At 38.3% G+C, this 19,011-nt stretch carries 12 protein-coding genes and 1 tRNA gene; 11 read left to right on the top strand and 2 right to left on the bottom strand.

The features are described from left to right. Positions 1-21 precede the first annotated feature (21 nt). Complete coding sequence (locus HII17_RS03160) at positions 22-1,107, bottom strand: ketoacyl-ACP synthase III (RefSeq protein WP_169073848.1); 1,086 nt, start codon at positions 1,105-1,107, stop codon at positions 22-24. 276 nt (positions 1,108-1,383) lie between these two features. Beyond that, positions 1,384-1,460, bottom strand: a tRNA-Arg gene (locus HII17_RS03155). Positions 1,461-1,834: 374 nt separating this feature from the next. Here HII17_RS03155 and HII17_RS03150 point away from each other — a divergent pair. The 11 genes from HII17_RS03150 to prsT (HII17_RS03100) all read left to right on the top strand — a co-directional run bounded on the left by HII17_RS03150 (position 1,835) and on the right by prsT (HII17_RS03100) (position 18,830). Then, entirely contained in the window at positions 1,835-2,542 is a 708-nt protein-coding gene (locus tag HII17_RS03150; protein WP_169073847.1) for a hypothetical protein, read from the top strand. Positions 2,543-2,550: 8 nt separating this feature from the next. After that, complete coding sequence (locus HII17_RS03145) at positions 2,551-2,811, top strand: hypothetical protein (RefSeq protein WP_169073846.1); 261 nt, start codon at positions 2,551-2,553, stop codon at positions 2,809-2,811. After that, positions 2,808-3,713 (top strand): HprK-related kinase A, encoded by a 906-nt coding sequence (locus HII17_RS03140; RefSeq protein ID WP_211185230.1) that lies wholly within the window; start codon positions 2,808-2,810, stop codon positions 3,711-3,713. Before HII17_RS03145 ends, HII17_RS03140 begins: the two co-directional genes overlap by 4 nt. Next, positions 3,710-4,786, top strand: a complete 1,077-nt coding sequence (locus HII17_RS03135; protein WP_169073845.1) for a nucleotidyltransferase domain-containing protein — start codon at positions 3,710-3,712, stop codon at positions 4,784-4,786. Before HII17_RS03140 ends, HII17_RS03135 begins: the two co-directional genes overlap by 4 nt. A 105-nt stretch (positions 4,787-4,891) precedes the next feature. Next, positions 4,892-6,919 (top strand): XrtA/PEP-CTERM system histidine kinase PrsK, encoded by a 2,028-nt coding sequence (gene prsK / locus HII17_RS03130; RefSeq protein ID WP_169073844.1) that lies wholly within the window; start codon positions 4,892-4,894, stop codon positions 6,917-6,919. Positions 6,920-6,936: 17 nt separating this feature from the next. Beyond that, positions 6,937-8,286 carry a PEP-CTERM-box response regulator transcription factor gene (gene prsR / locus HII17_RS03125; protein ID WP_169073843.1) on the top strand — a complete coding sequence of 450 codons (1,350 nt, stop codon included), beginning with the start codon at positions 6,937-6,939 and terminating at the stop codon, positions 8,284-8,286. 30 nt (positions 8,287-8,316) lie between these two features. Continuing rightward, entirely contained in the window at positions 8,317-9,738 is a 1,422-nt protein-coding gene (locus HII17_RS03120) for a mannose-1-phosphate guanylyltransferase/mannose-6-phosphate isomerase (RefSeq protein WP_235938620.1), read from the top strand. 2 nt (positions 9,739-9,740) lie between these two features. Continuing rightward, complete coding sequence (locus HII17_RS03115) at positions 9,741-11,108, top strand: phosphohexomutase domain-containing protein (protein WP_169073841.1); 1,368 nt, start codon at positions 9,741-9,743, stop codon at positions 11,106-11,108. Between the two features lie 94 nt (positions 11,109-11,202). Beyond that, positions 11,203-13,461: a non-hydrolyzing UDP-N-acetylglucosamine 2-epimerase gene (gene wecB / locus HII17_RS03110; RefSeq protein WP_169073840.1), complete on the top strand. Its 2,259-nt coding sequence runs from the start codon at positions 11,203-11,205 to the stop codon at positions 13,459-13,461. Between the two features lie 54 nt (positions 13,462-13,515). Then, positions 13,516-16,266 carry an XrtA/PEP-CTERM system TPR-repeat protein PrsT gene (prsT, locus tag HII17_RS03105; RefSeq protein ID WP_169073839.1) on the top strand — a complete coding sequence of 917 codons (2,751 nt, stop codon included), beginning with the start codon at positions 13,516-13,518 and terminating at the stop codon, positions 16,264-16,266. An 11-nt stretch (positions 16,267-16,277) separates the two neighbouring features. Then, a complete protein-coding gene (gene prsT, locus HII17_RS03100; RefSeq protein WP_169073838.1) occupies positions 16,278-18,830 on the top strand; it encodes an XrtA/PEP-CTERM system TPR-repeat protein PrsT in 2,553 nt (850 codons plus the stop codon). Positions 18,831-19,011: the final 181 nt, after the last annotated feature.

Genomic DNA, 19,011 nt, shown 5'->3' with positions numbered 1-19,011 from the left:
GAGCATAGTTGGAGCTAGTAATTAACTGTTTTCTGAAGTTTTTAAACAGTGTTCAATGGCAGTTGCAAGTAATTCCTTAGCGGTTTTATCTGTAGCTGGTAGCTCTTCATGGGATTGAGTTATAGGGGTAACACGTTCGCCCCATTTGATATAACCAGCCCCCCAAGTAAGGCCAGCACCAAAGGCTGCTGTCATAATATTTGCACCGGGTTTAACTCTACCGCTTTCTACTGCTTCACATAGTGCAATAGGAACTGTGGCTGCTGACGTATTGCCGTATTTATCTATGTTGACCATAACTTGCTCATCAGACAGTTTAAATTGCTTTTGAAGCGCGGCAATAATACGAAGGTTCGCTTGGTGTGGCACTAATAAATCTACATCTTCAATACTTAGGTTAGCTTGCTCGACAACAGTTTGAGCGCCTTGTCCCATTGCACGCACTGCTCGTTTAAATATATCCTGCCCCATAAAGTTAATATCTAATGCTGATGGAGGATTTTCATAGCGATCCATATCAGTACCAAAACCACGAACTTCTAAGATATCACGTGCTTTAGAGTCACACCCTAATTTAGCTTCAATTAGGCCAAGAGGTTGATCGGTTGCTTCTATCAAAACGGCACCGGCACCGTCGCCAAATAGGACGCAAGTTTCGCGACGAGACCAGTTTAAGAACCAGCTCATTCGTTCTGCGCCAATGACAATAGCCCTTTTAATGGCACCTATCCGCACTTGTGCCGTAGCGTTTTGTAGTGCATAAAGAAATCCCGTACAAGCCGAATTAATATCAAATGCCGCGGCATTATCGGCTCCTAATATTTGTTGAACTTTAGATGCGGTATTGGGGATCAAAGTATCAGGGCAAGAAGTTGCAACAGCAATTAAGTCAACGTCTTCTGCACTGACGCCAGCAGCAGCCATGGCTCTTTTTGCTGCCATAGCAGCTAATTCAGCTGTATTAACATGAGAAATGCGGCGAGACTTTATGCCTGTTCGTGAAGTGATCCATTCGTCACTAGTTTCAACAAAAGTGGCCAGCTCATCATTGGTCAATTCTGCTGGTGGTAGGCATTTACCCCATCCGGTAATTTCTGCATATTTCATTGGCGATTTCTTCTATCTATTGAACTCTATTGTTGGCATTTTACTTGTCTGACCATTTCATTAAAAGTTTTTGTACAAATTTAAACGTTTTATGGTGGTAAAGCATTAATTAAAAAGGCTTTTAATAAATACAGTTTTGCTAAAAACTCGCTAAAAATTAAGATACAAGCAATATTTAAGTATATGGTTTGGACTCGACTAGGCGCTATTTACTGTTAACGTTTTTAATTAGTTGTGAAAAGAAATCTTTAAGAATGAAACTATGCAAGTGCGCAATGGCGCACCCAGCAGGAGTCGAACCTGCGACCTCTGCCTCCGGAGGGCAGCGCTCTATCCAGCTGAGCTATGGGTGCAGCGCGGGCAATAGTATAGACTATATTGAATTTTGTCTACTCAGAATTTTTTTGAAGAAAGAAGCATTCAAGAGTTATTTTATTTATCAAAAAGCGATCAATTAATAATATTTTTAGCGTATTGTAAGGTTGTAATTGCTATTAAGAAGAGCAATATTAATTCGATGCCTAAACTTTCGACTTTGGCGATTAAAACTGTCAGCTTTGTTTACATAAGTTGAATTTTAGTAATAGTTTAAACGTGGAATGTATTGTATCTCCTGCGTTTTACTTTGCTGGCTTGATTCTTGCTTTCTTGTAGTGCTCAGTAGCTGTGTTAGAATTAGTTAGTTCGGTTTGTTACGAAGTGCCGATAATTGTTGTGTAGGTGGATTATGACTGTTGATAAAAAAACAAAGGACGTTTCTTTGCAGGATCAAAAATTAAATAGCCGTAGAAGTCTATTAAAAAAGACTGCTATAGGAGTGCCTGCTGCAATAACATTAACGACAAAACCCGCATTTGGTGCAGTTTGTAGTTTGTCTGGCTTTCAGTCTGTAAACCCTTCTGGCGTTGATCGCCATAGTACTCGATGTCAAGGAATAAGTCCTGGCGGCTGGGGACAAAATGGTTACAAATCGGGTAATCAGCAAGGTTGTCGTGGGGCGTGGGAATTAGCCGGGTACTATCCGAACCCTAGAGTAGAGAGCTCATATAAATTTAATCCTAATAATGCTAAAACAGCTAGCAACCCCTCAGGAATATTTCCAAACGATCCTGCTGCTCGACTATTTTTTGATGAGTTCCCAGGTTCATCGCCAGAAGCAAGTATTGCGTCCGGTGATACTATGCACGATGTATTGTTAATGCAAAATGGTTCGTTAGAGTTTCATATGATTTCAAGCCTGCTCAATGCAAAGTATTTTGGTTGGGGTGTTGGAGAATATGCAGGTTGGATTAGCGCTGAAGATATAAAGGGTGTTTACTATGCGTATACTAATGGGGGCTCTTCTTATACGACCACCACAGGTAGTATAGTGAGCTTTGATAACCCTAGCATGCCTTTTGATCTGAAAGACTTCTTCGCACAACTTTATCATTAATTGCTGTTTTGGTTATTCAGCCCTGTCTTGATAGGGAAGTAGCACGATACGATTGCTTCCCTGAAATTGTTCTATTTGACTTAGTAACTAAACAAACAATATTGCTACCAGAATGGGAAGCAGCCATCTACTCCTATTTGCTAGAACAACAGCAAGTCAATTTTGATGCGCTAATTTCTTTTTTTAATATCGCGGTTGATGAGTTAGAATTCTTTGAACAACATATTGAAATGCTTAAGCAATTAAAGTTAATCGAGCTTAGTGAGTGATTGTCCAAGATTTTAGTCCAAAAGATATCACAGCCCTCCTTAAAACAACTGGCTTTAAATTTAAAGCGGGCTCATTTAGTGTCAAGCTGTTTTCGAATATAGAAGGGCTCGCTAAAGGTATCGCAACACTTTATGCTCATGCTGAAGTGCCAGCAACAGCATGTGACTTCACGGTTCACCTAAATACTCCATTTGGATTAAGGCGATTTTTTAGACCTCAAGTAAATTTTAGTCTAAATGGTATCGAGCCATTTACTCCGTTACCTGTTAGTCAAGCGCTTCCTTTGCTTGAATGGGGAATGAATTGGTGTGTTACTAATCACAATCATGAATTGTTAATTATTCATGCGGCGGTTGTTGAGAAAAATGGTACCGCATTAATATTGCCTGGCAGTCCTGGCTCTGGAAAAAGTACTTTATGTGCTGCACTTGTTGAACTCGGTGGCTGGCGCTTGTTATCTGATGAATTAACTATGGTTGATTTACAGACTGGGTGTATTCAACCTAACCCAAGGCCTGTTAGTCTAAAAAATCAATCGATTGATTTGGCTAAGTCGTTTGTTGATAAAGCACGCTTTTCTCCTGTAGTTCACGATACCGTGAAGGGGTCTGTGGCGCATTTTACGCCACAAAAAAATAGTATTGAGTCGGCAAGCAAAACTGCTCAGCCAAAACTTATCGTATACCCTAAATATATTCCTAATACTGAAAACTCATTAGAGCAGGTTTCTAAAGGGCAGAGTTTTATACAAATGGCAGAAAATTCATTTAACTATAATGTGCTTGGCATTGAAGGGTTTAAAGCACTGGCTAAATTGCATGACAATGTCGAGTGTTTCAGTTTCCAATATGATGGCAACTTAGAATATGCAATTAACACAATGGACTCTTTAGTGCGATGAGTTTTGATGGTATTGCGATTGTTGAGTTATTGCGTAAGCCGAAGGTAGTAAATACTTGGCAAGATTCAGATTGGGAGGCTTTAATTGAACAAGCCTACCACACCGGCTTGCTCGCTCGAATTTACTTCATATTAAAAGATACAGGACTATTAAATAATATCCCTTGTTATTTGTCTTGGCATTTCACTTCTGCATGGAAACTTTTTTTAGCTCATAACCAAGATGTTCAGAGTGAAGTCGAACGTATAAATGGCGTATTAAATTCAACTGGTATTAAGCCAACTTACTTGAAAGGAACGGCGTACTTGTTGGAAGGGTTAACCTGTAGCAAGGGACGAATTTTTGCTGATGTAGACGTGTTTGTACATGGTTCGGAGTTATCACAAGCCGAAAATATATTGAAATGGCAGGGCTGGACGGTAAAAGAGCTGGATGCACACGACCAACATTATTACAGGAATTGGATGCATGAATTACCACCAATGGTTAACTCAAAGACTGGCTTAACATTAGATTTGCATCACAATTTACTGCCAATTGTCAGTCGCGTTAAATTAGACAGTGAACTATTGCTAGCAAATTTAAACGAGGGAGAGAATAGCAATACTTTATCTGCAGAAGACAAAATATTGCATAGTGCAATTCATCTGTTGCTTGATGGCGAATTTAATCATGGTTTTAGAGATTTACATGATATTTATTTATTAATAGTAGAAAATCAATTGCAGCATGAAGAATTTATTAGCCAACTAATCGCGCGCGCCATTGAACTTAATTTTGAATTTATTTTATATCATTGCTTACGATTACAGCAGGATATTTTCTTGCTGAAAGTAGATGATGATATTTTAAATATGTTAATAAAAAATAAATTCTCCAAGATGAAAGCCAATTTTATTGTTTCATTGTTTAAAGCAGTGCTTTCTCCGCTTCCCTTGAAAGGTCGTTATAATTCAATCAGTTTATTTACGCTATTTATTCGTTCTCATTGGTTGAAGATGCCACTACATATATTAGTCCCACATTTAGTTTATAAAGGCTTTATTGCGCCTTTGAAAAAGAAGGAAGAATGAATTTAGTAATCATGTCTTATAAATAACTTCTAATTGCAAAATAGTTATTGCAAATTTTTCACACGTTAAGGATGATTAGTTAATTCACTGTTAAATGGGATGATAATGGAGCTAATTGGCATCGCTGGCTATTCGGTAGCCGCAGTTGCATATCTAATTTTTCTACTTTTACTGACAGTTATTAGAAATAAGTCATTTGTTGCCCTAATGATTATGTTTAGCTGTGCCGTTATCATTGTTGGTGTAGCTTCTGCAGCCATTCAGGTTTATTTCGGCCTTACGTTAAAGTATGTTTTATTAGCTGAAAACATTAAGTTAATCTTACTCATTCTCCTTTTAATCGCAACTCAAGCAGGAGCTGCTACGTTTAGTCAGTTACTATCAAGTAACAGGGCGAAGAAGTACGTGGTTGTTTCGTCCATAGTAAGCAGCTTTTGTTGGTTCTCTTCGTTTGTTTTAGATACTGGTAGTAAATACCTATTTTTGCTGTTTTTAATGTTGAATTTATGGCTGATAGTTTTATTGGAGCAGCTATACCGTAACGCAGAAGCAAAAGTTAAATGGGCGTTATGGCCATTGGTTATTTCATTAGGAGTGGTTGGCGTATTTGATTTTGTTATTTATGCGCAAGCTACTATGTTAGATCAGCTTGATTTCGATTTTTGGTATGCTAGAGGTTATGTTATAGCACTGGCTATGCCTTTTTTTCTAATCAGCACACGTCGAATGAAAGACTGGTCTGTTGATGTATTTGTATCCCGAGATGTCGTATTTTACAGCTCTATGCTCATGATAGCTGGTGGGTATTTATTGATATTATCGCTGGCGGGATATTTCATTAAGCTTATTGGTGGGCAGTGGGGCGGTGTTATTAGCATCACTTTTGCCGTTTTAGGTATTGCTGTACTGGCTGCTTTGTTATTAACAGAGCGATTGCGCCGAGAAGTAAAGGTGTTTATAACAAAACACTTTTTTGCGAACAAATACGACTATCGAGTGGAATGGTTAAAGTCAATTGATCAACTAGCGTCCAATAGCAAAAGTGATGATTTTTATAAAACAGCTTTTGATATCATTGGTTCTTCAATTAATGCATCTGGTGGGGCATTGATTCGAAAGCAACTTAATGGTGAATATAAACTTGTATACCAGTCAACTGCCTTGATTGATAGCATAGAACTAAAAAGTATTGTTGCGGTTGATGAATTTTGCCAAAAGAATGGTTGGATTATTGATTTACGTGAATATATATATGTAGAGAATAGTTACCCAGATTTATTGTTAAATGTTGATTATTTTGAACGAAGCAGAGTTGATCTAATAGTCCCAATTATTAATGGCGACAATCTATATGGATTCTTTATGTTTTCCTTAGGTGATAAACGCTCTATTTTAAACTGGGAAGACAGAGATTTACTTTCGGCAATTAGTAAACAGTTAAGTATTTTTCTATCGTTTAACGAGGCGAATACCGAGCTTTCTGAGTCTAAACAGTTTGAAGCATTTCATCGTATGTCTGCATTTTTGGTGCATGACTTAAAAAATGTTCAGGCACAGCTTACATTAATTAATGTAAATGCAGAAAAGCACAGAGAAAATCCTGCATTTATTGATGATGTATTTGAAACGATAGCATCAGCAACTGATCGTTTAGATAAAGTACTAAATCAGCTGAGGAATAAACAAACGGCAGAGTCGAAAAACAAAAAATTACCGTTAAATGAGTTACTCAACAAAGTAGTACAACAACGTAATGTTCAGCAACCCTCAATTAATCGCCGTTTTACTAATGAATACAATGTAAATGTAGATGAAGCGCTACTATCTGTGGTCAATCATTTGGTTCAGAATGCGCAAGAGGCCACGAGTGAAGGTGGTTGGGTAAATATTGATGCAAATATAAGTGACAATGTAATCGAAATTGAAATAACGGATAACGGTTGTGGTATGAGTGAAGATTTTATTAAACAACGGTTATTTAAGCCTTTTGATACAACAAAAGGTAATGCTGGAATGGGCATTGGTGTCTATGAAGCAAAACAATATATAGAGTCTATTGGTGGTAAAATAAAAGTGAAAAGTATTGAAGGCCAAGGAAGTACATTTACGCTTTTGTTACCAATAAATGAATAATAATTATAGGTGTTTTTATGGAAAAATTGCTGATTGTTGATGATGACTTAGGAATTCAAAAACAACTGAAATGGAGTTTGTCAGATTATGACGTTGTGCTGGCTGAAAATAGAGAAACTGCAGTCGCGGCGGTTCGTCGTTTTGAACCGAGTGTCGTAACTCTCGATCTTGGTCTGCCACCAGATCCTGCAAATGCATCTGAAGGACTAGCTGCTCTTCAAGAAATACTAGCAATTGCACCCCATACAAAAGTTATTGTTATCACGGGCAATGATGATCATGAAGTCGCGCTTAAAGCGATAGAGTTAGGTGCATATGACTTTTACCAAAAACCGATTGATGCAGATGTAATTAACGTTATTGTTTCTCGTGCTTTGGCATTAGCGAATCTTGAAAAAGACAACCGTGCATTACAGTCGTTTAGTGGTGTTGATACCGGTATTATAGGTAATAGTGCGACTATCGATCGCATGCGACAAATGATCCATCGTGTCGCGCCAACTGAAATTTCTGTGCTATTGCTAGGAGAAAGCGGTACGGGTAAAGAAGTCACCGCAAAAGCAATTCATAGTGTCAGTGATAGGACGAAAAAGCCTTTTATTGCCATTAATTGTGCCTCAATTCCCGAGACATTATTGGAAAGTGAACTTTTTGGCTTTGAAAAAGGTGCATTTACTGGGGCTCACCGAACGACAAAAGGAAAAATTGAATGTGCAGAAGGCGGCACATTATTCTTAGATGAAATTGGCGATATGCCGTTTAATTTACAAGCTAAGTTGCTACGCTTTTTGCAAGAAAAGGTAATTGAGCGCATTGGTGGAAGACAGGAAATACCCGTTAATGTGCGAGTGGTTTGTGCAACCAATCAACATTTACAGGAAATGGTCGCTAATAAAGAGTTTCGTGAAGATTTATATTATCGGATTAGTGAAATAACCATAGATATACCTCCGCTAAGGGAACGCGAAGAGGATGTTTTGATTCTCGCGCAGTTTTTTTTACAGCAATATGGCAAAGAATATAAAAGTAATGTCAAGGGCTTTTCAGATGATGCAGTAAAGGCCTTAAAGCAGCACAAATGGCCAGGTAATATTCGAGAGCTTCAAAATAAAGTGAAATCTTCGGTAATCATGGCAGCTAGCCAACATGTTACTGCCATAGATTTAGGGTTATTAAATTCAAACGATGAAGACTACGAGCTTTCGCTAAATTTAAGAACCGTAAGAGAGCAAGCGGAAACAAGAGCAATTCAAAAGGCTTATGCATTAACAGAAGGCAATATGTCAAAAGCTGCGGCACTGCTAGGTATCACTAGACCTACATTGTATAGCCTGATTGAAAAATACGGTTTAAACCTAAGCAATTAAAAAAGCAATGACTTTTGGATGGATACAAAAATGAATAAGAGCACTATATTTCCAGCTATTATGTGTGGTGGCAGTGGAACTCGACTGTGGCCATTATCTCGAAGCCTGTTTCCGAAACAGTTTATTGCATTAGTTAATGAAACAAGCATGCTTCAAGATACCGTTGCTCGATTACCACAAGGGTGTCAACTTCCTGTCTATATTTGTAACGAAGCCCATAGGTTTACAGTTGCAGAGCAAATTCAAACGGTTAATGCTCGAGGAAGCATTTTGCTTGAGCCACAAGGGAAAAACACGGCCCCAGCAGTGGCTCTTGCCGCTTTTAATGCGCTAGAGAAAAACGAAGAGGCTATTTTATTAGTCCTTGCTGCAGACCACGTAATTCAAGATGTCCCTGCTTTTATAAAAGCGGTTAATACGGCAGAAAAAGCGGCAGCAAACGATAAATTAGTCACTTTTGGTATTGTGCCTAATAAACCAGAAACAGGTTATGGCTATATTAAGCATTCATCGTTTGAAAATTCGGGTTTGGCATCTGTTGAGCAATTTGTCGAAAAACCAGATTTGGCGACCGCTCAGGCTTATTTGGATTCTAAACAGTATTTGTGGAATAGCGGTATGTTTATGTTTAAAGCAAAACGCTATTTAGATGAACTTAAGCAGTATCGCCCAGACATTTTTAATGCCGTTGAAGCTGCAATGAATGATTGCCAAAAAGACTTAGACTTTATTCGGCCAAATAAAGCGGCTTTTGAACAATGTCCAGACGAGTCTATTGATTATGCTGTGATGGAAAAAACTACAGATGCAGTAGTGGTTCCTTTGGATGCGGGCTGGAGCGATGTTGGCTCTTATAGTGCACTCTGGGAAGTTAGCGAACAAGACTCACAAGGAAATGTCTGTAAAGGTGATGTACTCACGGAGTCAACATCTAATAGTTATTTGCATTCAGAAGGTAAGTTAATTGCCACGGTTGGTGTAGATAATTTAGTGGTTATTGATACGCCTGATGCTGTAATGGTGGCTAATAAATCAAAAGTACAAGATGTAAAAGCGATTGTTAATCAATTAAAGGCACAAAAACGTGAAGAAATTGAACATCATCGTCAAGTGTATCGTCCTTGGGGTAGTTATGATTCTATCGATATGGGAGAGCGTTTTCAGGTTAAACGTATTATTGTGAAACCAGGCGCCAAATTGTCAGTTCAAATGCATCACCATAGAGCAGAGCATTGGATTGTCGTATCTGGTACAGCAAAAGTGACCATTAATGAAGATACTTTTTTGATGTCTGAAAATGAATCTACCTATATCCCTATAGGCGCAGTTCATGCGCTTGAAAACCCAGGAAAGTTACCGTTAGAAATGATTGAAGTTCAATCAGGTAGTTACCTAGGAGAAGATGACATCGTTCGTTTTGAAGACAGGTACGGTCGAGCTGAGGACAAATAACTATGGATAAATTAGCCTGTTTCAAAGCTTATGATATTCGTGGCAAGCTTGAAGAAGAGCTTAATGAAAACGTTGCCTATCGAATTGGTAGAGCATTTGCTGAATATTTATCTCCTCAAAAAGTCGTCGTGGGTGGAGATATTCGCTTAACTAGTGAAACGCTCAAGTCAGCCTTGGCTAATGGTTTAATGGATGGCGGTAGTGACGTAATTGATATAGGCCTTTGCGGCACTGAGCATATTTATTTTGCTACAAGTGAACTTGAATGCGATGGCGGAATTTGCGTAACCGCAAGTCACAATCCGATTGATTACAACGGTATGAAGCTAGTTACTAAAGGCTCCAAGCCAATTAGTGGTGACAGCGGCTTACTCGATATTAAGCGACTAGCCGAGGAAAATAGATTTGGCCCTGTATTGCATAAAGGCAAATTAAGCCAATGTGATATTAGCGATTCATATACAACACATTTAATGTCTTACATTAATGTCGACAATATCAAACCAATGAAGTTAGTGGTTAATGCAGGTAATGGTGCGGCGGGTCCTGCAATTGATGTTATAGAGCAGGCCTTTAAGAAAAATAACGTACCAGTTGAGTTCATTAAAGTTCATCACCAGCCAGACGGTACTTTTCCAAATGGTATTCCAAACCCTCTATTGCCAGAAAACCGAAGTGCAACCCGTGACGCGGTAATTGCCAATCAAGCGGATATGGGGATTGCTTGGGACGGCGATTTTGACCGCTGTTTCTTATTTGACGAGCAAGGTAACTTTATAGAAGGATATTACATTGTTGGTTTGTTAGCTGAAAACTTCCTAGCGAAAAGCGCTAACGAGTGCATTATTCACGACCCACGACTAACTTGGAATACCATTGATATTGTTAATCAAGCTGGTGGCTCGCCAATTCAAAGTAAAACTGGCCATGCATTTATCAAAGAACGAATGCGACTTGAAAATGCCGTTTATGGTGGCGAAATGAGTGCCCACCATTACTTTAGGGATTTTTTCTACTGTGATAGTGGCATGATCCCATGGTTATTAGTGACTGAGCTACTTTGTATCAAACAGAAAACGCTTTCGGAATTAGTCGCTAATCGAATTCATTTGTACCCATCATCCGGTGAAATTAATAATCGGATTGAGAACCCTAAACAGGCGATAGCGAGAGTACAAGAACATTATTTACCTAATGCTGTCGATGTCGATGAAACCGATGGTATTAGCATGGAGTTTGATAATTGGCGTTTCAATTTACGCTCTAGTAATACTGAACCTGTTGTCAGACTGAATGTTGAATCTAGGCAAGATATCGCCTTGATGAAAGAGAAAACGCGAGAAGTACTGGATTTATTGCTCGCTAGGTGATGAAGTTCTGTTGAAGCCTCGGTACAATAAAACAATATCTATTTATAAAAAAAGAAGCTTTGCAGTATTGCAAAGAGAATTAAAGGAAATTTAAATGAAAATTGGGATTATCGTTGGAACGCGTCCTGAAATTATTAAAATGGCACCCGTTATGCGTGAATGTGAAAATCGCGGCATTCCCTACTTTATCATTCATTCCAATCAACATTATTCTGAAGAAATGGACAGCATTTTTTTCAATGAGCTAGAGCTTCCTAAGCCGCACTATAATTTAGGGGTGGGTTCTGGATTGCATAGCAACCAAACAGGCAATATTTTGATAAAAATGGAGCCGATTCTGGTAGAGGAAAAGCCAGATATCGTGTTAGTGCAAGGTGATACGAATACGGTATTGGCTGGTGCACTTGCTGCTTCAAAATTGAATATTAAGGTCGGTCACATTGAGGCTGGGTTGCGTAGTTACGATCGCATGATGCCAGAAGAGACAAACCGTATTTTGACTGATCACATGAGTGACTTTTTGTTTGCAGTTGGCCCAAATCAAGAAAAAATTCTTAAAAGTGAAGGGATTGAACACGATAAGGTTCATGTTGTTGGCAATACAGTTTCAGATTCGCTTTTCCAACACTTAGAAATTGCTGCTGACAAAAGTCAGATTCTTCAAGAGCTTGATGTCAAAGCTAACAGTTATTTTCTAGTGACCGCACACCGGGCATCAAATGTTGATATTCCTGCGCATTTAGTGGAATTACTCGGATTATTCGATAAGTTACACGATAAATATTCTCAACCTATTGTTTGGCCTATTCATCCTCGAACCAAAGCTAAACTCGAAGAGTTTAACCTTGAAGTTCCAAGCTATTTAAAACTAAGCCCACCAATTGGCTACTTAGACTTTATTCAATTACAAAAGAATGCCCAATTAATTCTCACTGATTCTGGTGGTATTCAAGAAGAGGCCTGCTTGTTAGGGGTTCCTTGTATTACCTTGCGGGAGAATACCGAGCGTCCTGAGTCAATAGAAGTTGGTGCAAATGTATTAGTAGGTCGAGATGCGGATAAAGCATTAAGTGCTGCTGAGAAATGGTTAAGCGCGGGCAACTTTAGTTGGGAAAACCCGTTTGGCGATGGTCATGTTGCTGAACGAATTGTTGATATTTGTCTGGGTAGCGAGCCAGTTGAAGCTGAAGATATTATTGCTAAAAATGAGACCATAGCTGTAGTTGGTATGGGTTATATGGGCCTACCAATTGCTTGTTTACTCGCTGAAGCTGGTTATCACGTTACGGGCATTGATTTAAATGAAGAAAAAGTAACTGCGATTAACAAGGCAGAATGTCCTTTTGATGAAGTCGGTATGCCAGAGCTACTAAATAAAGTTGTTTCTCAAGGCTTTTTGAAAGCGGCAACATCAATTCCTTTAAGTGACACCTATTTGGTTGCAGTTCCGACCCCACATAAAAATAATAGTTGCGATCGTTCGTACGTATTCAGTGCAGCGGATGCTATCGCTAGCGTAGCAAAAGATGGTCAAACGGTTATTGTAGAGTCGACTATTTCACCTCAAACTAGTCTAGCTGTTGCTGACCGCTTTAAGCGTGCAGGGTTGAATATTGATGTAGTGCATTGTCCAGAGCGTGCAATACCGGGACAAACATTACATGAGCTTGTTAACAATGATCGCATTATTGGTGCGGCCAGTAGTGAAGCTCAGCAGAAAGTTAAAACTATTTATCAAAGCTTTGTAAATGGTGAGGTCTTCTTAACTGATTTAACCACTGCGGAATGCGTTAAGCTGGTAGAAAATACCTCGCGTGATGTTGGTATTGCCTTTGCTAATGAATTGGCTCAAGTATGTGAAGAACTTGATATAGATGTTTATGAGGTTATTCGACTTGCTAATCGCCACCCTAGAGTGAACGTATTAACACCTGGTCCAGGTGTTGGTGGGCATTGTATTCCAATTGACCCTTGGTTCTTAGTGGAAAATACACAAGCTGGTGAGTTTGTCAGGATGGCGCGGAAAATAAATGATGCCCGCCCTGCAATTGTAGCCCAAAAAGCACTGGATATGTTACAAACGGGTAATAAAAAAATAGGCATTTTGGGCGTTGCTTATAAAGCGGATGTCGATGACTGTCGTGAAACCCCAGCACAGCCAATTTTACAGCATTTTGAACAAGCAGGCGCTACGATTAGGTACCATGATCCATTTGTGCCTTCTTGGGGTTGCCAAAAAGTAGAAACACTCGAAGAGCTTGATGAGTGGGCAGATGCCTTGATACTAGTCACAGACCATACTTGTTATAAGAATATTAAGGTGAATTCACCATTGTTAAATACACGCGGTTAAAAAATAAAGCTCATCATTGATGAGCTTTATTTTATTAAAGTACATGGAAATATAATGATGATAAAAAGTACTAAGCAGCAGTTAATTGTACTGACCCTAGTGACAGCTATATCGGCATGTAGTCAACAAGAGTCAGCACAAACTTACATTTCACAAGCCAAGTCGGCGTTAGCAGAACAAAATATTCAAAGCTCAGTGATTGCGTTAAAAAATGCTATACAGGTTGAGCCGAGTAATGCCGAAGCACGATTTCTTCTAGGAGAAATATACCTGTCGCAAGGCAATGCGCTTAGTGCTATTAAAGAGCTTTCAATTGCCGATAGAAGTAAGTACTTGCCTGAGAAAGTTCGGCCATTGCTTTCCAGAGCGCATTATCTAGCAGAAGAATATGATGCCGTATTAGATATTAGTGAAGAAGGCTTACAGGCTAATAGCTTACTTTCCTCGCAATTATATAAAGCGTTGGTGTTAGTGCAGCAGTCCAAAAAAGATGAAGCGCTTAAATTGTTATTAACGATGAAACAAGCTGCAGAGAATAATGGCTATACATTATTAGCTGATGCTTTTTTTCAGTTATCAAATCAAGATGTTGATTTGGCAAAGCAACTAGCAGAAGAAGCATTGTCAAAGATCCCGAGCCAACCTGAAGCTATACTCCTACTAGCTAATATCGCTAGTATCAATGAAGACTACATTGCTGCCGCAGACAATTATCGTAAGTACCTAGCATTGCAGCATATGCAGCGTACTTCAGAATTGCTGCTTGCAAATGTGTTGCTTAAAGGCGGAGAGCTCGAGCAGGCGGAAAAACATGCCGATAACATCCTTAAACTCATCCCTAATCAGCCGTTAGCCAACTATGTTAAGGCCATGGTGCGTGTGCAAAATGCGGATTATGAACTTGCACATCGTCATGCTGAACTTGCTTTGAATAATAAATTCAATCAACCAAACCTTAAACTTGTCGCAGGTGTTAGTGCATTCTATTTGAAGAAGCATGAGCAAGTACTTAACTACATACAACCGTTATTGAATTATTTGCCTGCCGAGCATTTTGCTCGGAAAATGCTTGTTGTTAGCCAAATAGAGCTTGGCATTATCGAAGATGTAACTAATACCCTAGGTAATATAGAAGGTGACGCTTCGGGAAATAAAGAGTTTTACTCGACCTTAAGTTACAAGCTATTAAAAGCTGGTGCTTTAGAAGAAGCTAAGAAAGTTCTTGATACTGTAGATGTTGATGAACAGTCGGCACCACAGTTACTTAAAGATGGCATGCTTAAATTGATGCTCAATGATGAGGGCGCTTTAAATAGTTTGGAAAAGGCCGTCGAACTTGACCCTCAACTTGCGCAAGCCGAATTGGCCATTGCATACACAGCAGTCAATGCAGGAAACTTTCCTAAAGCTGATGCTATCGCACATAAGTGGCAAAAAAATAACCCTGATAAGCCAGATGGCTACAATTTAGCAGCCGCGATAGCTATAAAACAAGACAAGAAGTTAGTTGCTAAAAAATTATTAGAGCAGAGCAATTCGAAAGAGAAAAATGTTTATGCGCTTATGATGTTAGCACAGCTTGCTCAAGAAGTAGGAGATAAGGCACAGGTAAAAGACTTAATAAAACAAGCTAAGGTAATTGAACCAAATAATGTTCGAGTGCTACGAGCTGATATTCAATTGGATGAAACCGAAACTGCATTAAATGAATTGCGAGAAAAAATTAAACATTCTCCTAAAAATATCTCGCTTAAACTTATTTATGCTGAAGCGTTAATGCGACTTAAGAAAGTAGATGAAGCTCTTAATAGCATATCTGATATTGAGCCTACCATTGATACGCCAAAGTTTTACTGGCAGCTAAAAGTTGCAGGAAATAGATTTAATAACAATTTAAACCTCGTACAAAAAACACTAAAAGGTTGGCGAGATATTAATCCTTATCATATTGAACCGATTATTTATTTGGCAGAAGTTTATGTCGCTAAAAAAGACTATGACAATGCCATTAGAGTAATAGATGAAGGAATAACAAAGCATAAAAATAACTTAACGTTAAAGTTAGTTAAAACAGAAGTATTGCTGAATAAACAAGACGTATCGGCGGCAAATATTCTCTGGTCTGAAATTGAGCAACGAGTAGCAGATGGTTATACAAAGTCAGGTTTAAAAGGGCGTTTAGCGTTACTTAATAAAGATTTCAAAATCGCGCGAAAAGAGCTAGCGCCTGTCTATAGAAATCAACCGACTGTACGAAATGTCTTATTACTTTCATCGGCACTAATTGGTGACGATAGTAAACCTGAATCGATCACACTTTTAAACCAGCATTTGAGGCAGCAATCTTATCATCCACAAGTAGCTTCACTATTGGGCACACTATATCTTGAAGCTAGTGATGGACCGAATGCACTCAACGTGTATGAATCAATGACTAAGCAGCAGCCTGATAATGTTGTCGCGCTTAATAATGCGGCCTGGCTAAATATGGAAAAGGGTGAATTAGTTAAGGCTAAAAGATTTGCGGAAAGAGCCATTGAATTAGCGCCGGAAATCCCAAACGTTGTTGATACTTATGGCAAAATATTATTGAAAGCAGGTGATAATCGTATGGCATTAACGCAAGCTGCAAAGGCCTACGAATTATCAAATGGTGTTGACGTGGATATAGCATTAAATTATGTAGAGATACTTATAGTCAACAAAAGAAAAAATAAAGCTTCGCAAGTGCTTGGTGCGATAAAGAACCCAAATAAAAACCAAGAGCAACGTCGTATAGCTCTAGAAAAAGAATTAGCTTCATAGAAGGATTTAACATGAACAAGTATACAATTATTGCATCGGCAGTAGCTATTGCGCTTGGTGTGACAGGGTGTAGTGAAACAAAAACGCCGGAGCAATATATTTCATCTGCTAAACAACTATTAGCAGATGAACAGATAGACACAGCTGTGATTGAGCTTAAAAATGCCGTGTTGCAAACGCCTAGAAATCCAGAAATAAGAACCCTTTTAGGTGCGGCTTATATTGAACAAGCACACTACCTTGCGGCAGAAAAAGAAATAGAGAAAGCAATAGAGCTTGGTGCTACAGAAAACTTATCTGATGAATTGAGCTTCGTTAAACTTAAATTAGCTAAGTTTGATGAAGTGTTTAGTTTGCTAGATAACAGCCCGGGTGCATCAGACGAAGAGTATTTGTTATTACTTGTTTATGCAGGTGTTGCTTCTATTCAAAGTGCTGAAATAGCGCAGGGCCAAGATTATTTTAGCCAAGCGATTTCACTTAATGAAGGCGCTATTTACGGTCAGTTAGCTAAAGCTTATTTAGCGCAAACTAAAAGTGATTATGAAAAGGCATTGGGAATTGTTGAGGAAGTGTTGGCCTCATCGACAGAGAATGACGAAGCGTTATTACTTAAAGGTAATTTATTGTATGGATTAGAACAGTATCAAAATGCCGCTAATATCTTTGAGCAATATGTAAAGAACAAGCCAAGAGCCGTATACGTTAAATATTTTCAAATTAACAGCCTTCTCAAAGCAAATAATTATGAAGAAGCTGAGAAGCACGTTGATTGGTTGTTAAGTAAGTTGAAAGATGCTCCGCTTGCCCATCAATATAAAGCGCAAATTGAATATCAAAAAGGCAATTATGCAGAAGCAAAATTGTCAGGTGAAAAGGCGGCTCAAGCCGGTAGTCAATTTTTGTTAGCCAAAATGGTAGCAGGGTTAAGTGCGTACCAATTAAAAGATATTGAGCAAGCATATGCTCATCTGCGCCCCCTCGAACAGCATATTAGTAATAACCACTCGGTCAAGAGAGTACTAGCAGTAGTTAAGTTAGAGCTAGGATACACTGATGAAGCGGTTGCTACTTTAAGTGAGCTATCGGGCGATGGTGCAGAAGATTTTTTACAAATAGCTAGTAGTGAATTGATAGCTTCGGGTAACGTACCTTCTGCACTAAGCATATTAGAAAAAGCAGAAGCGCTTGCTCCTAAAAATGCTTCGATAAAGGCAAGGAAAGGCTTGTTGCTAATAAAAGAAGGTGATGATAATGGCATTGCTGCACTAGAAGGGGCATTAGAGCTAGATGATTCATTAGAAAATGTCGAAACAGCTTTAGCACTGGAATATTTGGCGCAGGACAAGGATGAGAAAACTAAAGAAATAGCAGACAGACGTATCGCTTCAGAATATTCAAAAGTAGCAGGCTTGTTATTGCAAGGGATTTACTATTCAAAACAGAAGATGCATGACCAAGCAAAAGAAGTGTTTGAGCAAATAATTTTGTTGGATAGTGAAAACGTTGCTGCCTTATATAATTTAGCTGTTTATGCTGCTAAAAATAAGCAAATAGACAAAGCGGTTGAATATTTGCAGATAGCATTGACAAATTATCCTAATCATAAGAATGCCTTGACTTTATTTGTTAATTTACATGACGAAAATCAGGTGATAGAAAAAGCAATAGATAAGTTAGAGTCATTAGTAAAAGATCATAACTACCCAAGTTATACGACCCTCGCTTTATCAACTGCATATAAATCCAATGGTGATGTCGAGAAAGCGATAAAGCTACTAGAAGAGCAAATAAGCGTGCAAAATAAAGTTGTGCCGATGTATTTTATTCTATTGGGTGATTGTTATATGGAGCTGGCAAAAATATCTGAAGCAAGGTTTAAATATCAACAGGGGTTGTCTATTTATAATAACGATTATGTTTTGATGCTAAGAGAGATAGGCACGTATGAATTAGAAAAAAAATATCAAAAGGCGGCTGATAAAACAGCTAATGCACTGACATATTTTTCAGAATCTGTTCGACTGAGAATACTGCAGGCTCATACAGAGTTTTTGGCTAAGAATTATGATAAAGCTAAAGAGTATTTAATAGAATTGAATAAAGATAAAATAAAACATCATTTTGTAAGTTCTTTAAATGGATATTACGCTTTTAATGCTAAAAATTATGATACTGCAACGGAATATTACTATGAAGCCTATAAGAGTAGTCCAAGTAGACGTAATACTTTATCTTTAGCTAGGGCTTTAAATGGACAAGGAAAGCAGATGGAGGCGGCAGAACTGCTTGAAACATATTTGTCTGAGAATAAAGATAATGCGATAAAAGTATTACTGGCTGAATTGTACGGCCGTTTTGATACTAATATGGCCATTGAAGTATATAGAGCGTTAGTCGATGAGGTTCCTAATAATGCGGTTATCTTGAATAATTTAGCTTGGCAACTTTATTTGAATAAGCAATATCAAGAAGCTTTGAAGTATGCAGAGAAAGCTATTGAGATTAATCCTCATGATAAACGATTAGACGATACTTATAATAAAATAAAGTCAAACTTGTAACAGTAATAGCTTTATTCAGGGCAGTATATTAGCTGTCCTCATACTTAATTGTCGAATCTAAAGAATATGTTTTTATTTTGGTGACAATTTTATAAGCGGGATATTATTAAATAAATAGTAACTTGTGTGTTTAAAGCTTATTTCAAGGGTGAAAGTAGCTTTTTGTTGTCTAAAGTGTAAT

Origin of the sequence: Thalassotalea algicola (assembly GCF_012932965.1) — a bacterium.
In the GTDB taxonomy this organism is placed as follows: domain Bacteria; phylum Pseudomonadota; class Gammaproteobacteria; order Enterobacterales; family Alteromonadaceae; genus Thalassotalea_F; species Thalassotalea_F algicola.
The sequence above is the reverse complement of the archived record's forward strand: the minus strand, read 5'-3'. Positions and strand labels throughout refer to the sequence as shown.

Excerpts from the sequence above, each read along its gene's own strand:
- HII17_RS03160 (WP_169073848.1), bottom strand. The coding sequence starts at position 1,107 with ATGAAATATGCAGAAATTACCGGATGGGGTAAATGCCTACCACCAGCA.
- HII17_RS03150 (WP_169073847.1), top strand. The coding sequence starts at position 1,835 with ATGACTGTTGATAAAAAAACAAAGGACGTTTCTTTGCAGGATCAAAAA.
- HII17_RS03135 (WP_169073845.1), top strand. The coding sequence starts at position 3,710 with ATGAGTTTTGATGGTATTGCGATTGTTGAGTTATTGCGTAAGCCGAAG.
- prsK (WP_169073844.1), top strand. The coding sequence starts at position 4,892 with ATGGAGCTAATTGGCATCGCTGGCTATTCGGTAGCCGCAGTTGCATAT.
- prsR (WP_169073843.1), top strand. The coding sequence starts at position 6,937 with ATGGAAAAATTGCTGATTGTTGATGATGACTTAGGAATTCAAAAACAA.
- HII17_RS03120 (WP_235938620.1), top strand. The coding sequence starts at position 8,317 with ATGAATAAGAGCACTATATTTCCAGCTATTATGTGTGGTGGCAGTGGA.
- HII17_RS03115 (WP_169073841.1), top strand. The coding sequence starts at position 9,741 with ATGGATAAATTAGCCTGTTTCAAAGCTTATGATATTCGTGGCAAGCTT.
- wecB (WP_169073840.1), top strand. The coding sequence starts at position 11,203 with ATGAAAATTGGGATTATCGTTGGAACGCGTCCTGAAATTATTAAAATG.
- prsT (WP_169073839.1), top strand. The coding sequence starts at position 13,516 with ATGATGATAAAAAGTACTAAGCAGCAGTTAATTGTACTGACCCTAGTG.
- prsT (WP_169073838.1), top strand. The coding sequence starts at position 16,278 with ATGAACAAGTATACAATTATTGCATCGGCAGTAGCTATTGCGCTTGGT.